This is a genomic window from Chryseobacterium sediminis, assembly GCF_008386505.1.
Classification (GTDB): Bacteria; Bacteroidota; Bacteroidia; order Flavobacteriales; family Weeksellaceae; genus Chryseobacterium; species Chryseobacterium sediminis.
The window spans coordinates 1,485,974-1,503,564 of record NZ_VUNZ01000001.1 but is presented as its reverse complement, the minus strand read 5'-3'; the positions used below and the strand labels follow the sequence as shown (position 1 = coordinate 1,503,564).

The 17,591-nt window shown below is 39.1% G+C and carries 14 protein-coding genes; 6 read left to right on the top strand and 8 right to left on the bottom strand.

Annotated elements, in window-relative coordinates:
- Positions 1 to 204: 204 nt before the first annotated feature.
- From FW780_RS06890 to FW780_RS06875, 4 genes are all read right to left on the bottom strand, one after another.
- Positions 205 to 1,674: a TolC family protein gene (locus FW780_RS06890; RefSeq protein WP_149832816.1), complete on the bottom strand. Its 1,470-nt coding sequence runs from the start codon at positions 1,672 to 1,674 to the stop codon at positions 205 to 207.
- Positions 1,667 to 4,828: an efflux RND transporter permease subunit gene (locus tag FW780_RS06885; RefSeq protein WP_149832815.1), complete on the bottom strand. Its 3,162-nt coding sequence runs from the start codon at positions 4,826 to 4,828 to the stop codon at positions 1,667 to 1,669. The genes FW780_RS06890 and FW780_RS06885 overlap by 8 nt, the downstream gene beginning before the upstream one ends.
- A gap of 16 nt (positions 4,829 to 4,844) precedes the next feature.
- Positions 4,845 to 5,930, bottom strand: coding sequence for an efflux RND transporter periplasmic adaptor subunit (locus FW780_RS06880; protein WP_149832814.1), 1,086 nt, complete (start codon positions 5,928 to 5,930; stop codon positions 4,845 to 4,847).
- A gap of 104 nt (positions 5,931 to 6,034) precedes the next feature.
- On the bottom strand, positions 6,035 to 6,493 hold the full coding sequence (locus FW780_RS06875; protein WP_167510656.1) for a hypothetical protein: 459 nt from the start codon (positions 6,491 to 6,493) through the stop codon (positions 6,035 to 6,037).
- Between the two features lie 190 nt (positions 6,494 to 6,683).
- Here FW780_RS06875 and FW780_RS06870 point away from each other — a divergent pair, with 190 nt between their 5' ends.
- The 3 genes from FW780_RS06870 to FW780_RS06860 all read left to right on the top strand — a co-directional run bounded on the left by FW780_RS06870 (position 6,684) and on the right by FW780_RS06860 (position 10,526).
- Entirely contained in the window at positions 6,684 to 7,595 is a 912-nt protein-coding gene (locus FW780_RS06870) for an SDR family oxidoreductase (RefSeq protein ID WP_149832812.1), read from the top strand.
- 231 nt (positions 7,596 to 7,826) lie between these two features.
- A complete protein-coding gene (locus FW780_RS06865) occupies positions 7,827 to 8,747 on the top strand; it encodes an AraC family transcriptional regulator (RefSeq protein WP_149832811.1) in 921 nt (306 codons plus the stop codon).
- A 270-nt stretch (positions 8,748 to 9,017) separates the two neighbouring features.
- Complete coding sequence (locus tag FW780_RS06860; protein ID WP_149832810.1) at positions 9,018 to 10,526, top strand: amidohydrolase family protein; 1,509 nt, start codon at positions 9,018 to 9,020, stop codon at positions 10,524 to 10,526.
- Positions 10,527 to 10,599: 73 nt separating this feature from the next.
- Here FW780_RS06860 and FW780_RS06855 read toward each other — a convergent pair whose 3' ends face one another.
- The 3 genes from FW780_RS06855 to FW780_RS06845 all read right to left on the bottom strand — a co-directional run bounded on the left by FW780_RS06855 (position 10,600) and on the right by FW780_RS06845 (position 13,908).
- Complete coding sequence (locus FW780_RS06855; RefSeq protein ID WP_149832809.1) at positions 10,600 to 11,814, bottom strand: winged helix-turn-helix domain-containing protein; 1,215 nt, start codon at positions 11,812 to 11,814, stop codon at positions 10,600 to 10,602.
- A gap of 109 nt (positions 11,815 to 11,923) precedes the next feature.
- Entirely contained in the window at positions 11,924 to 12,886 is a 963-nt protein-coding gene (locus FW780_RS06850) for a zinc-binding dehydrogenase (protein ID WP_149832808.1), read from the bottom strand.
- A gap of 44 nt (positions 12,887 to 12,930) precedes the next feature.
- Positions 12,931 to 13,908 carry an alpha/beta fold hydrolase gene (locus FW780_RS06845; RefSeq protein WP_167510655.1) on the bottom strand — a complete coding sequence of 326 codons (978 nt, stop codon included), beginning with the start codon at positions 13,906 to 13,908 and terminating at the stop codon, positions 12,931 to 12,933.
- 94 nt (positions 13,909 to 14,002) lie between these two features.
- Here FW780_RS06845 and FW780_RS06840 point away from each other — a divergent pair, with 94 nt between their 5' ends.
- The 3 genes from FW780_RS06840 (at position 14,003) to FW780_RS06830 (ending at position 16,936) form a co-directional block, all read left to right on the top strand.
- Positions 14,003 to 14,869: a LysR family transcriptional regulator gene (locus FW780_RS06840; protein ID WP_149832807.1), complete on the top strand. Its 867-nt coding sequence runs from the start codon at positions 14,003 to 14,005 to the stop codon at positions 14,867 to 14,869.
- Between the two features lie 254 nt (positions 14,870 to 15,123).
- Entirely contained in the window at positions 15,124 to 15,954 is an 831-nt protein-coding gene (locus tag FW780_RS06835; protein WP_149832806.1) for an SDR family NAD(P)-dependent oxidoreductase, read from the top strand.
- A 61-nt stretch (positions 15,955 to 16,015) separates the two neighbouring features.
- Positions 16,016 to 16,936 (top strand): helix-turn-helix domain-containing protein, encoded by a 921-nt coding sequence (locus FW780_RS06830; RefSeq protein ID WP_149832805.1) that lies wholly within the window; start codon positions 16,016 to 16,018, stop codon positions 16,934 to 16,936.
- 22 nt (positions 16,937 to 16,958) lie between these two features.
- Here the strand turns inward: FW780_RS06830 and FW780_RS06825 are convergent, their stop codons facing one another.
- On the bottom strand, positions 16,959 to 17,447 hold the full coding sequence (locus tag FW780_RS06825; protein WP_149832804.1) for a GNAT family N-acetyltransferase: 489 nt from the start codon (positions 17,445 to 17,447) through the stop codon (positions 16,959 to 16,961).
- Between the last annotated feature and the right edge of the window lie 144 nt (positions 17,448 to 17,591).

Here is a 17,591-nt window from a genome sequence, read left to right as displayed (position 1 = left end):
GTTTATTTTATAGCACGTTCACTACAGAATAGGCATTAGGAGCTTTATTTTAAAATGATCAAACATCTGTGTTCATCCGTGAAATCTGTGGTTAAATAACTTACAGGTTGTAATATTCAATAGAAACTAATTTAGTCTTTTTAACTAAAAAAAGAAGCCTCCCTTTCGGAAGACTTCTTATGAAAACAAGATTGAAATATGGATTTATTGTTTTTTAATATCAGGAACAGCCAAAGGAGTCTGATCCCAGCCGCCACCTAAAGCCCTGTATACTGCCACACTCGCTTTAAGCTGATTCACTTTCTTTTCCACCAGTTCAAACTTTGACTCCAGTGCATCACGCTGAGTAAGCAGAACCTCCATATAATCGGCTCGGGCATATTTGAACAGGTCATTGGAAATATCAATAGATTTGGTTAAAGCATCTACTTCCTTCGATTTGATGTTCACGCTGCTTTCCAGATTATGAATTTTGGACAACTGGTTTGCTACTTCAATATAAGCTCCCAAAACAGTCTGCTCATAATGATACACTGCCTGAATCTGTTTTGCATTGGCATTGTAATAGGCCGCTTTAATCGCTCTTCTGTTAATCAATGGGGCCGTAAGTTCTCCTGCAAGAGAAAACAGAAACGACTGAGGCCTGATGATATACAAAGGATTAAAAGCCTGTAACCCGACACCTGCAGAAAGATCAAGAGAAGGGTAGAACCTTGCTTTGGCTGCTTTGATATCAAGCTTAGCTGCAGCAAGTTCGTACTCAGCCTGTTTGATGTCAGGTCTGTTTTCCAGAAGTTCAGAAGGAATCCCTCCATAAACGGCTTGAGGAACAACAGAATCAAATGAATCCTGACTTCTTTCTACATGTTGGGGAAATCTTCCTACAAGAAAATTAATTCTGTTTTCCGTTTCCACAATCTTTTGCTGAATATCATACTGCATGCCCTGAGTTTTCAGAACCTGAGCCTCAAATCTCTGCACAGCCAGCTCGTTGGATCGGGCATTCTTTTTTAAATCCCTGATAATTTCCAGTGCATCATTCTGAATCTTGATATTTTGATTCAAAATCACCAGTTCATTATCCATGGCCAGTAATTCATAATAAGAATCAGCAATTTCTGAGATCAGATGGGTGATCATGAAATTTTTCCCTTCAACGCTGGCAAGATATCTCTGTACCTGAGCTTTTGTTGCATTATGAAGTTTCCCCCAGATATCTGTTTCCCATTTCGCCTGCGCACCCACTCCAAAGTCAAATAAGGGTTCAGGCATTTCCCTGCCCGGTTCTATTTCCGTGTTGGCTTCCATAGCTCCGATATTGGTGTATCGGCTTACTTTGTCTACTCCGGCGCCGGCTTTTAAACCTACCGAAGGAAGGTATTCGCCTTTTCTGGCTTTGATTTCATTTTTCGACATTTCAATTTCCTGAAGAACAATATTAAGTTCCTGATTGTTCTGAAGTGCCTGGCTGATCAACTCCTGAAGATGAGGGTCACTGAAATATTCATTCCATGTCAGTTTTCCGGTATTGGAGGTATCATTTTCTGCTGAACCGTATTTTTCAGGAACGGTTTTATTTTCAGCACGCTGTTCTATTTCTATAGGTTTACAGGCAGTAAGGCTTAATAAGAAGACTGCCAGACCTGTATATTGATATATTTTTCTTTTATTCATAATGGATCATGTCTTCGCTTAATGGAGATTCATCTTCGTCTTTAATCATTTTTTTACCATCAGACCACTTGGCAAATATGTAGTAAAGCCCTGGAATTACAATAACTCCGAAAAGGGTTCCTATCAACATTCCTCCCAATGAGGAAGCTCCGATGGTATGATTTCCGATAGCTCCGGCACCTCTTGCAAAAACAAGCGGAACCAAACCGGCGATGAAGGCAAATGAAGTCATCAGGATAGGTCTGAAACGGGCTTTGGATCCTTCCACTGCTGCTTCCAGAATAGAATCGCCGGCCTGACGCCTTTTCACCGCAAATTCTACAATAAGAACTGCATTTTTTCCTAATAATCCGATGATCATAATCAATCCTACCTGCGCATAAATATCATTTTCAAGACCCATTGCTTTTAATAATAAAAAAGATCCGAAAACCCCTACAGGAAGTGAGCAAAGTACAGCAAACGGAATAAGGAAACTTTCATACTGAGCCGCCAGAACCAGATACACAAATACAAGAACAACAAGGAAAACATAAATAGCTTCATTACCACGCTGTGCTTCATCGTAAGACAATCCTTCCCATGCTACCTTATATCCGTGAGGAAGTGTTTTTGCTGCCGTTTCATTGATCGCCTGAATTGCATCTGCTGTAGTATATCCTGCTGCAGGAAGTCCACGGATTGCTGCAGAATTGTACATATTGTAACGGGTAATTTCGTTAGGTCCCTGGGTCTTTTTCATGGTCATAAATGCAGAATAAGGAACCATTTCATCGCGGTCATTTTTTACATACAGATTCATAATATCCGTAGGAAGCCTTCTGAATTCGGGAGATGACTGTACATATACTTTAAAGAACTGTCCAAAACGAATAAAGCCCTGTTCATATGTACTTCCGATCAGAATGTTGAGGTTGTCCATAGCTTTTCCTATAGAAACTCCTTTCTGCATGGCTGCATTATTATCAAAAACCAGTTCATACTGAGGATAGTTGGCTGCGAAGAAGGTAAATACTCCTGAAAGTTCTTTACGCTTTTTCAGTTGTGCGATGAAATCTTTATTAGCCTTATCAAATTCCTGATAATTGGTCGTTCTGTTCAGATCTAGCAATCTCATGGAGAAACCTCCCGAAGACCCGAATCCCGGTACAGCCGGAGGTTCAAAGAATTCAATGGTTGCACCCAGATCTTTTGATTTTTCTTCAAGTTCTTCCATGATTTCTTTTACCGAATGATCACGGTTGTCCCAGCTTTTAAGGTTGATCAGACAGGTTCCGGCATTGGAACCACGTCCTTCTGTCATGATTTCATATCCGGCAAGTGATGATACTGATTCTACACCGTCAACCCCCATACACATTTTTTGTAAGGTTCTCGAAACTTTATTGGTCTGTTCAAGGGTAGAACCGGGAGGAGTCTGTATAATCGCATAGATAGTTCCCTGATCTTCATTAGGAATAAAACCGCCCGGAAGTACTTTGTTGATCACAAAAATTCCGGCACAGAAAGCAATCAGAATTCCCCATGTTACCACTTTTCGGTTTACAATCTTTCTAAGGAATGAAGCATATCTGCCTGTCACTTTATCAAAACCGCTGTTAAAAGCATCTAAAGATTTCGTGAAAATATTAGACTTTTTAGGCTTTCCATGGTTATTCTTTAATAACATTGCGGCCAATACCGGAGTTAAGGTAAGAGCTACAACCGCAGAAATTACGATAGAACTGGCCATAGTAATAGAAAACTGACGGTAGAAAGTTCCTACAGGTCCTGTCATAAAAGAAATTGGAATGAATACTGCAACCATTACAGCCGTAATAGCGATAATAGCCCCCGCAATTTCACCCATTACTTCTTTTACTGCTTTATAAGGTGAGATGTCGCTTTCTTCCATTTTGGCGTGAACGGCTTCAATGACAACAATCGCATTGTCAACAACGATTCCGATCGCCAGTACCAATGCAAAAAGCGTAACAAGATTAATCGTTAACCCAAAAAACTGGATTACAAAGAAAGTTCCGATTAATGAAACCGGTACGGCAATAATAGGGATCAGGGTGGAACGCCAATCACCAAGGAAAATGAAAACTACAATGGCAACAAGGATAAAGGCATCTCTCAAAGTATGCATTACCTGCTCAATAGAAGCATCCAGGAATTGGGAAACGTCATAACTTATTTTATAATCAACACCAGGAGGGAAGTTTCCTTTCATTTCTGCCAGTTTCGCTTTCACATCTCTGATCACGTCATTGGCATTACTTCCATAGTTTTGTTTTAGTACGATAGAAGCGGAAGGATGCCCGTCAAGATTAGAATAAATATCAAAGAATTCACTTCCTAATTCTACTTTAGCAATATCTTTCAGCTTTACATTTTCTCCTTCAGCATTGGAACGTACAATGATATTTTCATATTCTTCCGGTTTGTTGTACTGTCCTTTATAAGTCAATACATATTCCAGAGACTGTGCTGCAATACCGGAACTCTGCCCGATTCTTCCCGGACGTCCGATGATACTTTGCTCACCGATAGCCTTCATCACCTCATCTACAGAAATAGAATACGCACGCATGCGGTCAGGGTTCAGCCAGATACGCATTGCATATCTACGGCTACCTAAGATCTGGGATTTTGCAATCCCGTGGATACGGTTGATTTCCGGGATGATATTCACCATAGAATAATTGTACAGAAACTTTTCATCCATACTTTTATTCGTACTGTAAAGGTTTACGTACATCAGCATACTTGGCTGAATAGGGTTTACAACAACACCTTCTTTCTGTACAAGCTCTGGCAGTAGAGGCATTACCTGGTCTACTCTTGTTTTTACAAGAACTACCGCTTCATTGGGATCTGTTCCGGGATCAAAGACAACATTTACAGTAGCTTCTCCGGCACTGGTAGCATCTGTGGTGATATAACGCATTCCCTGAACTCCGTTGATGGCATTTTCAATGGTAATCAGAGATGATTTTACCAATACATCTGCACTTGCACCAGGGTAGGCAATAGAAACCGCTACAGTGGTAGGGGCAATTTTGGGAAACTGCTCTGTAGGAAGCTGTTTCATCGCGATTCCCCCCATAAACAGGATAACAACCGATATTACGATAGCAAAAACCGGTCGGTGTATTACTTTTTTAAACATAATGCTGTTTTTAGGGTTACTCGGCGTACAGATACAGATTCGACATTACTTTTTCAGGCTTTTGGTATTTTGAACCAATCTTTTGGTTTTCCTGAACCATTCTAAGACCTTCCAGAAGGATTCTGTCATCTTTTCCAAGCCCGGAAGAAACTACATAAATGTGGGGCAGCTCAGCAGCTACTTTTATTTCCCGTGCATGTACCTTGCCGTCTTTGCCGATCACATAGACATATTTCTTTTCCAGCTCCTCAAAAGTGGCCTTCTGGGGAATCATCATTGCATTAGCATAAGGCGAGGTAATGACGATATTTCCGGTTTCCCCGTATCTCAACAGTCCTTTAGGGTTGGGAAATGTAGCTCTGTACGCAATATTTCCTGTTTCGTTGTCAAAATCAGACTCTATGGTTTCTACAATACCGTCTTGGGTGAACTCTTTGCCATTGGCCATTCTCAGGCGTACATGCATCGGCTTGTTGTCCTTTTTTGCATCCATCTGATTAAGATATTCAGCTTCCGGTACATTAAAGTATACCCACATTTTACTATTGTCGGAAAGTTCCGTTACCAGTTCTCCTTCATCCACAAGGCTTCCTTTTCTGACATGTAATTTTCCTACAATCCCGGTAAAAGGAGCATAGATTTCGGTGAATTTTAAATGGGTATTCATAGATGAAAGTTCTGCCTGGGCTTTTTCATATTTCGCTTTAGCCATAGCCATTTCCTGTGGGGCAACAATGTTTTTGTCGGAAAGATTTTTGGTATTCTGATATTCGATTTGTGCATATTTAGACTCTGCTTTTGCACGGTTTACATCAGATTCATAAAGATTAGGCATGATTTTGAACAGCAGCTGTCCTTTCTGTACGTATTGCCCTTCATCTACATAAATAGACTGAATGTATCCTTTTTCCTGGGCACGAAGCTCAATATGATTGATAGAACGGATTTGCGCAACATAATCTTTGTTGACTAAAGTATCTTTTATAAGTGGGCTTGTAACGTTGAAAGATGCTGCTTCTGTTTTTTCCTTTTTTTCAGACTGACAGCCGGCAAACAGGAAAATAAGGCACAGGTTGATATACATGAGACTTTTCTTGACCATGATAATATATTGTTTTATAATAATTTATAATTGAAAAATAGAGTTACCTGCTCTCAAATAGGAAATGAAAGCATATAAAAATTTTCGGAAAAAATATTATGAAATCACAGTCTGATGACCCTGTACTGAATGTACAGATCATCATGTAAAGGCTTTAAATGTTCTGATTGAGCTAGTGAAACAGCGATTTGTCTGTTGTGAAATGTAGTGACGAAACCTGAGATCAGATGCCAGAAACCATCTTTGAAAAGTGCAAGAAGTTCTGTAGAACCGGAAGTATCTACATTGTCGTCGTTTTCATTGTCGTTTTCAGAAAGATTAGCTCGGATTTTGTTGTAACGCGGATGGCTGACTCTGTAAGCATCATGAGCTTCCTGATTGGTAAGAAAGGCAAAAGATTCTTCACTGCTTTTATTCTGGTGAACAAGAAGATCAGTGGTGAAATGAAGGCCGGAAGAAGTATTGGTAGAGATATACTGCTGAATTTGCCCATAATACCAACCTAAAACGGTAAGCAATGCAAATAACAAGCTGTACAAATATTGATGAAATCTTTTCCGCATCCCGGGGACAAAGGTAGGTAAAGTTCAAAATAAGTGCAACCGATATAGATTAAAAAAGTGTTAAAAAGTGCCTGTTTATTGAAAAAAGTTCAGTTAATCAGATTTGCTTTTTTGGCTAAGAAGAAGATAGATCTGGCGAAATCTTCTTTAGACACATTTCGGAATTTTACATCAACAAAAAATTAAAGAAATGAATATTGTTTTAACAGGTTCCATCGGGAACATCGGAAAGCCACTTACAAAAGAACTTGTACAAAAAGGACACTCGGTAACGGTGATCAGCAGTAATGCAGAAAGAAAGTCTGCTATTGAAGCTTTAGGAGCCAAGGCCGCTATAGGAAGTATGTTTGATGTAGAATTTCTTACAGAAACATTTACAGGAGCAGACATTGTTTATTTAATGGAAACAATGGAAGCCGCGGGAGATTTATTTGATAAAAACATTGATTTTATCGGGAAGATCAGTGAAATAGGGAAGCATTACAAAACTGCTGTGGAACGTTCGGGAGTGAAGAAAATTGTTCACCTCAGCAGTATTGGTGCCCATACGGATCAGGGGACAGGGATTATTGTTTTTCATCATCATGTAGAACAGATTCTGAAACAATTACCTGATGATATTGCGATTAAATTCATTCGTCCTGTTGGTATTTATTTCAATATGTTTTCGTTTATCCATACGATAAAAAACCAAGGGGCTATTATTTCCAATTGGGGAGGAGATCAGAAAGAGCCGTGGGTTTCTCCATTGGATATTGCAGATACTGTAGCTGAGGAAATTGAACAACCATTTGATGGAAGGACAATACATTATGTGGCCAGTGATGAGGTTTCTCCTAATGAAATTGCAAAAGCTTTGGGTAAATCAATCGGTAAACCGGATCTACAGTGGAAAGTGATTTCAGATCAGGAATTATTGAAAAGCTGGCTTGATATCGGTTTCAATGAACAGGCGGCTAAAGGCTTTGTAGAAACTCAGGCAGCACAGAGAAGCGGAATTCTGTATGAAGATTATGATCAGCATCCACCCGTTTTAGGAAAAATAAAACTGGCTGACTTTGCAAGGGAATTTGCCGTTGCTTACCAAAATGAGGAAGTGTAGTATTGTACCACAAACATCTGTGAAAATCTGTGAGATCTGCGGTAAAATAAAACCACAAAAGTTACAAAAGCTTTAAACACTTAAGTAAGCTTTAGAGATTATCATTACGCAGAATAAGTACACATAAGTTTTTAAAAATCTTTGATTTTTGCTTAAGTGTACATTATTAACCACAAAATATGTGTTATCTGCAGGCTAATAACTTGTAAAACAATTTGTAATTTTATAGATATGGAAAGACGGGCTGTAAAAAGAATAAAAACCATCACAGAATTTCACCGTTCAAGAGGATTGCCACCTCCTGAACATCCGCTCATCAGTGTGATTGACTACAAAGATGTCAAACGGCCTGATGACATTGGAGAAGTTAACTGGATGTTGGATTTTTACCAGATTTCTTTGAAAATAGGATTGAATGGCAAACTGAAATATGGTCAGCAGGAATATGATTTTGATGAAGGAACTTTATTTTTTATTTCCCCGAATCAGGTTTTCAGGATTGAAGCAGATTCCGGTCTCAAGGAGAAACAATCTGGCTGGATGCTCTTGATTCATCCTGATTTTCTATGGAAGACCTCACTGGCAAAAACCATAAAACAATATGATTTTTTTGACTATTCTGTGAATGAAGCTCTGTTTCTTTCAAAAAAAGAAGAACTTACAATCAATGGAATTATAGAAAATATTGAACACGAATATCATGCAGTGATTGATAAATTCAGTCAGAATATTATAATCTCCCATATTGAAACATTGCTCAATTACTCTGAAAGGTTTTATGAAAGGCAGTTTATCACCAGGAAAATAACCCATCATACCATTCTTAGCCGTTTAGAAACTTTATTGACAGATTATTTCAATGATAATGATCTCATATCAAAAGGGCTGCCTACAGTACAGTTCACAGCCAAAGAGCTTGGAATTTCTCCCAATTACCTTAGCCGGCTGTTGACAACTCTTACCGGAAAAAGTACCCAGCAGTTTATTCATGATAAATTGATTGAAAAAGCAAAGGAAAAGCTCTCCACGACAGATCGCTCAGTAAGTGAAATTGCTTATGAACTGGGTTTTGAACATCCGCAGTCCTTTACAAAACTGTTTAAAAATAAAACCAGAATTTCACCATTGGAATTTAGAAATTCTTTTCAGTAAGGAATTGATAAATGAATTCTTTAATACTCAAGAAACCACAGTGTTATTAATTTTTAATGATGCTGTGGTTTTTTGCAATGCTGAAAGGTAAAATCTACAGGTTCAGTTTTAATTAATTTTATTTAACTGGAAAAGCTTCCTGAAGTTTTTTAACAGAAAAATAAATCTTATTTTTGAAATAGCTTTACTCTGCACAATTTTTGCTGTAACAAGCTACTTTTAACGGTTAGAACATAACCGATAATACAAAAAACTCCTCCAATATTTATTATGATGAAAAAATACCTTATTTATATATCACTTTTGGGAACACCTTTGTTTTGGGGACAAAATAAAGTAACCGAAATCTCTGCTTACCAGCAGAACTGGAAAGTATCTGAAGAAGAAAATAAAGCCATGGCATTTGATGCCGATATAAAACTGTCTGATGCTGAAATAGCTTTGGATAAAAAGCTATTCCAGATACGTAAGCAATTTCTGAGTGATACAGAATCCAAAAAAATATCCTTATACAACAGCTCTTTTTATGAATTAAGACCCTTAATAGAAAACAGTAAGCTGTACGAAATATTACAGACCATGCCGAAAGGAGGTTTACTGCACACCCACAGTGGAGGGATAACAGAGGTGAAATGGATTATTTCGGCTGCCAGAAAATATCAGGAATGCTATGTTTACGATCAGAAAGATAATGACCAGTTCATTTTCGGACAGCTGGCTTTTTTTGAGAAAGGAAAAGTTCCGAACGGATTTGTAAGTCTTGATAAGAAACTGAACGCAAACCCTGATTTTGAAAAACAATTGCAGGAACTTCTTACTCTGAAACGTGATAATCTCTGTTCCTATACAGATTATTGGATTGAATTTGAAAAACGTTTTAAGCGTATCAATTTACTGCTTCCATATCGCCCATTCTTTAAAGAATATTATTTGAAAGGATTTCAGGATTTAATCAAAGATAAAGTACAGCATGTAGAAATAAGATATATTTTTGATGAGCTTTACGATTTCCAGCATGGGAAATATCCATTGAAAACGACCATCACAGATCTGCAGGATATTCTGAAAGAAGTACACAAATCTGATCCGCAGTTCACCCTGAAGCTGATTTATTCAAGCTTTAAATTTCTTAATAATGAAAGTATCGGAAAACAGCTGGAAACAGCATTTGAGATGAAAAAAGAATTTCCGGATATGATCTCAGGCTTTGACCTTGTGGCTGATGAAGCCGCAGGACATAACATCAGTTTTTTTGAGAAAAACTGGTCAAAACTGAACGACCTTAATAAAAAGTATGGGGTAGAAATGCCTCTTTTCCTTCACGCCGGAGAAAGTAATTCTGCCCTGAATAAAAATGTTCTGGATATTGCCTTATTAAACAATAAAAGAATTGGCCACGGACTAAATCTGATCTATTTTCCAAAAACAATGGAGCAGATCAGAAAACAGAACAAACTGGTTGAGGTAAGTCCTATAAGTAACCAGGTTCTGGGGTATGTAAGTGACATGAGAAACCACCCTGCCAGAGTATTATTAAGCAATGGAATACAGTGTTCCATCAGCAGTGATGATCCTTCCGTATACGGATATAAAGGGCTTAGCTATGATTTTTGGGTAGCGCAGGTATATTGGGAATTGGATGTGAAAGCATTGAAAAAACTGGTTTTCAATTCCATTAATTATTCTTCTCTGAATGAAAATGAGAAAAAGAAAGCGGTAGCTTATCTGAATCAGCAATGGAATGATTTTGTCCAGAAAACGAATCAGAAATTAAACTAATCAGGGTTTCCTGAAAAAATAAAATCGCATTATTAAGTCAATAATGCGATTTGTTTTTTAATATCAATGAAGCCTATTTTTTTAGCTTTGATCCGGAGGATAATACTTTTTTTACCATAGAACCCAATTTTGAAGGGCTTACTTTCGTCAGTACTAATGATTCACAGCTATTGAAGACTGCAAAACGTTTTACGGTTTCTGCAAAAGGGGGAAGCCATACTTCCGGGGCTATTGTATGGTTTTCAATATGTAGATGGATAAGCTCAAACTTTTTTTCCTTTCTGTGCGCTTTACAGTCCACTCTTCCGATAAACTGATCTCCAAACAGAATGGGCAGGCAGAAATAACCATACTGTCTTTTTTCCTTTGGCGTATAACATTCTAACCGGAAATCAAAATCAAAAATCTGCCTGATCCGGTCACGGTGAATAATAGAATTATCGAACGGAGAAAGCAGCCATACCTTGGAATCTGTCAGATCAAAGGTTTTCTCTAATTGATTATTTTGAACAAAGACAGAGTTTCCTCTATCAACTTTGACTTTAGATATTCTGTCTTCTTCCAGCATAGTTTGTAACACCTCATTCACATTCTTTTTCAGATCATTGCCATTCCTAAGATGAGTAATCTGCTTCACCGTAGTAAATCCATAAGCTCGGAGGTTGGTTGTTACCAGATATTCTGCCAGCTCAGGTGGCGTAGGTTCTGTGGTATTAACGGAAGAGGGAAGAACCCTTTCAGCCAGATCATAGGTCTTCTGCATACCGGAGCGTCCGCTGATCATGAGATCTCCCTGCATAAAAAGTCTTTCAAGAGCTAGCTTGGCGGGCTTCCAGTTCCACCAGGTTCCTGCTTTATGACTTTCGTTTTCAAAATCTCTTGCCCGTTGAGGACCTTCATTGCGGATGATGTCTATAACATATTCCATTACTTTTGGATCTGCATTATAGTAACGGGATTCTCCTCGTTTGATGGTCAGCATTTGAGGCAAAACATACCGGAAATCCTGCATTGGAAGATAAGAAGCAGCGTGAAACCAATATTCAAATACTTTACGCTCTTCTACCAGTTCATCCAGATAATTTGCCTTAAAGTCCGGAATTCTCGTCCAAAGCGTATGATGATGGGCGCGCTCCACCATAGACAAAGTATCAATCTGTATATATCCAAGATGCTCCAAAGCATGAAGAACCGCTTCTTTTCCGGTTCCGAACGGTGTATTCTGTGTTAATCCCTGACTATCTAATGTTGCAAGCTTTAAATGCTCCAATGCCAACTTCTTTTCCATATCCGAAGAAAACATTTTTGAGATGTTTTTTCAAATATAATGATTTGCTATAAAACGGATCAATAACAGGTTAGTAGAACGGAATGTTTTTTCCCAGAATTATATTCATTTACAATGACAATACGATTTTCCCTAATAAAGGTCTGTCCCGTTGAGAATCCTCTATTCTCTGATGGGCTTTTTGAATCTCTTCAAGAGGGTAGATGCTGTCTATGACTGGTTTTATCTGTCCGGTTTCAATTAATTGGGTAATATGATGAAGTTCATCCCTGCTTTGTCTGGTAAAAACGAAATGATAGGTTGCATTTTTTTCCCAGGCGTGGATAAGGTTCTGTGGCTGGGCAATATCAACCAACGTTACAACAGCTCCATAATCAGCTAAAGCAAGCGGGCTGTCTGAGAGTGTGCTTTCTCCAACCGTATCAATAATCACATCAACACCTTTTCCGTTGGTGTAAGACTGTATTTTTTCAACCCAGTTTTCTTTATGATGATCAATGACTACATCCGCCCCAAGATGCTGAAGCTTTTCGTGTAAAATGCGCTGTCCTGTTGTGTACACATAAGCACCTAGGGATTTAGCCACCTGTATGGCGAGTGAGCCAACACCACCTGCCCCTCCGAGAATGAGAATGCGGTCTCCTTTTTTGATCCGGGCCCTTACCACAAGCATTTCCCATACCGTTCCTCCAATAAGTGGAATGGCTGCTGCTTCCTCGTAGCTAAGATTATCAGGCATTCTTGATAATGAGGATTCGTCGGTAACATGGTATTCAGAATAGCTGCCTGTACCACCAAAACGAGGAGAATAATAGACTTTATCACCAGGTTTCCATTTTTTTACGGCTTCACCTACTGTGATAACATCACCGGCAATATCGTGACCGGTTGTGAGAGGTAATTCAAAGTGTGATGCATAGTCTCCGCGTCTTACCTGATAATCCAGAGGGTTTACCGAAGTTGCTCTCACTTTCACCAATACCTGAGAAGGTTCCGTTATAAAAGGAATGGGGCTTTCCGTTACCTCCAGTACTTCCGGTCCGCCATAGTTTTTAATGATGATTGTTTTCATACAATAATTTCGCTTACTTTTTAAAAGTTTAAAACTTACATTGACTATTGAGGCAGCGTTCCCATAAATTCAAATATCTCAGCACCTATTTCTTCAGCATTGGTCTCAAGGGCGAAGTGGCCTGTGTCATAAAATTTTAATTTCGCATCCGGCAGATCTTTTTTATAAGCTTCAGCTCCTGCAGGCAGGAAATAAGGATCTTTATTTCCCCACACCAATAATACTTTCGGCTGGTGTTTTCTGAAATATTCATGGAATTTAGGATACAAAGCAACATTGGTTCTGTAGTCTCTTACTAAGTCCAGTTGGATTTCTATATTACCTGGTCTGTCAAGGAATTTCTGATCAAGGGTGTAGGATTCCGGTGCAATGAGAGAAGGATCGGAAACACCATGGACGTATTGAAAGACGGTTGCTTCTTTAGACACAAAATCTTTCAGCGCAAGACGGTTGGCTTGTGAAGGATCTTTCCAGTATTTCTGTATAGGATTCCATTCTTTGCTTAATCCTTCTTCATAGGCATTTCCGTTTTGAGAAACAATTCCCGTGATCTTTTCAGGATTGTTCATGGCAAGACGTAATCCTACCGGAGCGCCATAATCAAAGATATAAACCGCAAAACGTTTCATTCCCAGTTGGTCTATAAATGCCTGTACCGTTTCTGCAAGGTGGTCAAAAGTGTATGAGAACTGCTGATGATCCGGAGCATCAGAATAACCAAAACCAGGCAGATCCGGAGCGATGACATGGTATTTTTTACTCAAAATCGGGATCAGGTTTCTGAACATATGGGATGAGGTAGGATATCCGTGCAGAAGAAGTATTGCAGGAGCATCGGCTGGGCCTGCTTCTCTGTAAAACAGATTTAGATCATTTACCTTGATGTTTCTGTAGTGGATAGGATGGTTTTCCATGATGTGATTGTTTAAAGTTAATTTTTGTTTGGATTGGGCCATTGTCATATTGCTCATCACTAAGCCAAGCGACAGGCTTGCAATTAATTGTCTTGAAATTGTTTTCATTGATTTTTTTTGACAGTTCAAAATTAATACGGATATTTGATTACTGGAAACGATTAATTATAATCAATGCAATCACTTTTAATGATTAGTTGGGATGAATATAAACGATTTGAAAATATTTGAAGCCGTCGCAGAAAGTGGCAGTTTTACTAAAGCTGCTTCTACGATGTTTACCGTTCAGTCTAATGTTACGGCAAGAATAAAAAGTCTTGAAGATGAGTTTAAGACCCAGCTTTTTTCACGTACTTCAAGGAAAGTAGAGCTTACTTCCGAAGGTATGATCCTGATGCAGTATTCTAAACAGATTCAGCATTTGGTGGAAGAAGCAAAGAACAATATTCTGAGTGGTGAAAATATCAGAGGCTGTCTGAAAATAGGCTGTATAGAGACAACAATGGCTTTGAAAGTTCCTGAGATCCTTACCAGTTTCGACGAAAAATACCCCGGTATAGAGCTGGAGTTTAAATCTGATACAAGAGATGCTGTACTTTCCGGAGTTCTGGATTACAGGTTGGATGCTGCTTTTGTTTCTGCTCCGGTAAATGCCAAAGGACTGGAGAAAATCTGCATTAAAGAAGAACAGCTTGTGATTCTTACCTCATCAAAAGGTCCGAATCTGCAAACTTTGATAGCGAACGAACCCCTGAAGATTGTGGTATTTGATGAAGGCTGTATTTTCAGGGAAAGATTAGAATCGTGGTTAAGCCATAAAGGAATTCTGAACTATAAAAGTACCACCCTGAATTCTATTGAGGGCGTGATCAACTTCGTGGAGGCAGGGTTAGGAATCAGCATACTGCCGGAAGAAATTATTTCTAAATACTACGCCGGAAGAGACATTAAGACCTATGGCCTCAACAAGCAGCTGGGAACCATGAATACCATTCTTGTTTTCAGGAAAGACGGTCCGCAGTCTAAAGCTTTGCAGTGCTTTATTGAGATGCATGCAGAGCTGTTGTAATTTTTAAGGAATCACTTTTTGCTCAATGGTAATACCTCAAAATAACAATTGATAACATTGTCAGGATGCTACCACACGTTATCTGAGACCCTTGTCAAGGTTCTAAACCTTGACAAGGGTTATTTGCATAGCCACCTCTGGGTTTTGTTTAAAAATTAAAGATCCTCAATTCGCCTACAAAGCTCTGCGATTAGACTACAATTTCAGGAGACAGGCTTTATAATTTTGCTTTATCAAAAAAACATTTTAAAATTATGATACAGCAAAATAGAATCTGGTTTATAACCGGAGCATCAAGAGGTTTCGGGCGTATCTGGGCTGAGGCAGCGTTGGAACGTGGTGACAAAGTGGTGGCCACTGCAAGAAAACTGGAAAGCATTGCCGATTTTAAAGAGAAATATGGGGATAATGTACTTACTTTAGCATTGGATGTTACCCAGCCTGAGCAGGTAAAAGAAGCCGTACATAAAGCCCACCAGCATTTCGGAAAACTGGATATCGTACTGAACAATGCAGGATATTCGCTGGTAGGAACTATTGAAGAGGCGGGTGCAGATGAAATCCGTGCTTTATATGAAACCAATATTTTGGGTCCTGTAAGTGTCATTCAGGCGGTATTGCCCATCATGAGAGAGCAGGGATATGGACATATTCTGGGGACATCAAGTAATCTCGGGCACGTTACATTGCCAGTGATTGGGTATTACAGTTCTTCCAAATGGGCTTTTGAAGCCATCCATGAGAGTCTTGCGGAGGAGATCAGGCAATTTGGGATTAAAGTAACTATTATAGAACCGGGAGCGTATGCTACAGAATTCGGAAGTCAGGACTCACTGAAGTTTTCCCAGAACATGGAGGTGTACAATGACTTTAAGACAGAATTTATAAAGACCATTCAGTCTTATGAGAAGGGAGATCCTAAAGCAACACCGGAAGCTCTCTTCAAAATGGTAGATGCCGAAAATCCACCGTTGCGTTTCCATCTGGGAAGCCATAACCTTCCTTTGGTGAAGTCTGTATATGCAGAAAGAATCAATCTTTGGGAAGCCTGGGATGAAGTTTCCAGCGCAGCACAGGGATCATAACAAACAGTAACAGCCGGTTATAAAATTATAGCCGGTTTTTCGTACCTTTAAAATACCATTTATGAAAAAGACAGATCAAACTCCGTTCAAATTTGAATCGTTATCAGAGGCCAGCCGGTTTTTCGGACTGCCAACGCCCAAGCACCCTCTCATTAGCTTAATGAATGGGGCACATAATCTGGTTGCTACTGATAAATTGTCCCAAAAACATGTATTGAGTTTCTATAAAATATCCTATAAACCCAAACTGGACGGCAGAATAGAATACGGACAGGGCTATTATGATTTTAATGAAGGCGGACTGCTCTTTGCAGCACCCGGCCAGGTGATAGGAGGGAACGGAAACAGTGATACGGTCTGCTCACAATATTCTCTGCTTATTCATCCTGATTTCTTTTTAGGATATCCCATCGCCAGAAAAATCAGGCAATATGGTTTTTTTTCCTATTCCACAAAAGAAACCCTGCACCTTTCTGAAGAAGAGAAAAATACGGTACTTTCTATCTTTAATTTTATTGAATCTGAACTCAACAGCCGTATTGATGACTTCAGCCATGATGTGATAATCTCTCAGATAGAACTGCTCCTTAACTATGCCAACCGTTTTTATAAACGCCAGTTTATCACCCGTAAAGCAACCAGCAGCACCCTTCTGCAGAAATTTGAAGATTTGCTGGATGGGTATTTTAAAGATGAAATGTCTCTCAATAAAGGAATTCCTACGGTAAGTTATTTTGCAGAAAACCTCCATCTTTCACCCAGTTATTTAAGCGATATGCTGCGTTCCTTAACGGGGCAGAGTACCCAGCAGCATATTCATGATAAACTGATCAGTCAGGCCAAAGAAATGCTTTCCACCACCAGCCTGTCTGTGAGTGAAGTGGCCTATGCACTGGGGTTTGAGCATTCCCAGTCGTTCAGTAATTTATTTAAAACCAAGACCAAGCTTTCTCCTTTAGAATTCAGGAAGTCTTTCAATTAATCTTTGCGGTATAGGGGCTGCATTAATACTCAAGTATATAAATATATTCCTCGATCTCGGTTTGTCTCTCATGGGCAAAACCTTTATCTGTACCGATTTTGACAAATCCACAGTGTTCCAGAACTTTTTGTGAGCCAAAATTGTCAAAGGCTACACGTCCGAAAATAGGTCTTGTGGTTTCAAGGGTAAGAAAATCTTTCAGTGCTGTGGTGGCAACGCCTTTTCCCCAGAAAGGCTTATCTATCCAATAGGTAATTTCTGCATCACCTTCCATGATAAACTTGGCGATACTTCCGGCGATTACATTACCGGCGATAATCGTCTGATTGTTGATGGTAGGATCAGCCAGTAATCTGGTGTATTTTGCCAGATAAGCTTCTTTATCCGTAGAATCTTTTGAAGTAAATGCTGCCAAATGCCTTCCTTCATGATCAAGCTGAAATTCAAAAAGAGTATCCAGATCAGCCACTACAGTCGGCCTGAGTTCTATTTCATAGGTGCTATTTTTCATTTTGATTGGTGTATTGGTTGATCTTCAAATATAAAAATTATTTAAGTTTTCCACACAGTAGCCTAATCTTTAAATCTGAGAAAAATCTGAGATTAAAAACTTACGTGTCCTTATTCTGCGCAAGAATATCCTCTGAAGCTTGCT

Excerpts from the sequence above, each read along its gene's own strand:
- FW780_RS06870 (WP_149832812.1), top strand. The coding sequence starts at position 6,684 with ATGAATATTGTTTTAACAGGTTCCATCGGGAACATCGGAAAGCCACTT.
- FW780_RS06845 (WP_167510655.1), bottom strand. The coding sequence starts at position 13,908 with ATGAAAACAATTTCAAGACAATTAATTGCAAGCCTGTCGCTTGGCTTA.
- FW780_RS06880 (WP_149832814.1), bottom strand. The coding sequence starts at position 5,930 with ATGGTCAAGAAAAGTCTCATGTATATCAACCTGTGCCTTATTTTCCTG.
- FW780_RS06825 (WP_149832804.1), bottom strand. The coding sequence starts at position 17,447 with ATGAAAAATAGCACCTATGAAATAGAACTCAGGCCGACTGTAGTGGCT.
- FW780_RS06860 (WP_149832810.1), top strand. The coding sequence starts at position 9,018 with ATGATGAAAAAATACCTTATTTATATATCACTTTTGGGAACACCTTTG.
- FW780_RS06855 (WP_149832809.1), bottom strand. The coding sequence starts at position 11,814 with ATGGAAAAGAAGTTGGCATTGGAGCATTTAAAGCTTGCAACATTAGAT.
- FW780_RS06875 (WP_167510656.1), bottom strand. The coding sequence starts at position 6,493 with ATGCGGAAAAGATTTCATCAATATTTGTACAGCTTGTTATTTGCATTG.
- FW780_RS06885 (WP_149832815.1), bottom strand. The coding sequence starts at position 4,828 with ATGTTTAAAAAAGTAATACACCGACCGGTTTTTGCTATCGTAATATCG.
- FW780_RS06830 (WP_149832805.1), top strand. The coding sequence starts at position 16,016 with ATGAAAAAGACAGATCAAACTCCGTTCAAATTTGAATCGTTATCAGAG.
- FW780_RS06890 (WP_149832816.1), bottom strand. The coding sequence starts at position 1,674 with ATGAATAAAAGAAAAATATATCAATATACAGGTCTGGCAGTCTTCTTA.
- FW780_RS06865 (WP_149832811.1), top strand. The coding sequence starts at position 7,827 with ATGGAAAGACGGGCTGTAAAAAGAATAAAAACCATCACAGAATTTCAC.
- FW780_RS06850 (WP_149832808.1), bottom strand. The coding sequence starts at position 12,886 with ATGAAAACAATCATCATTAAAAACTATGGCGGACCGGAAGTACTGGAG.
- FW780_RS06840 (WP_149832807.1), top strand. The coding sequence starts at position 14,003 with ATGAATATAAACGATTTGAAAATATTTGAAGCCGTCGCAGAAAGTGGC.
- FW780_RS06835 (WP_149832806.1), top strand. The coding sequence starts at position 15,124 with ATGATACAGCAAAATAGAATCTGGTTTATAACCGGAGCATCAAGAGGT.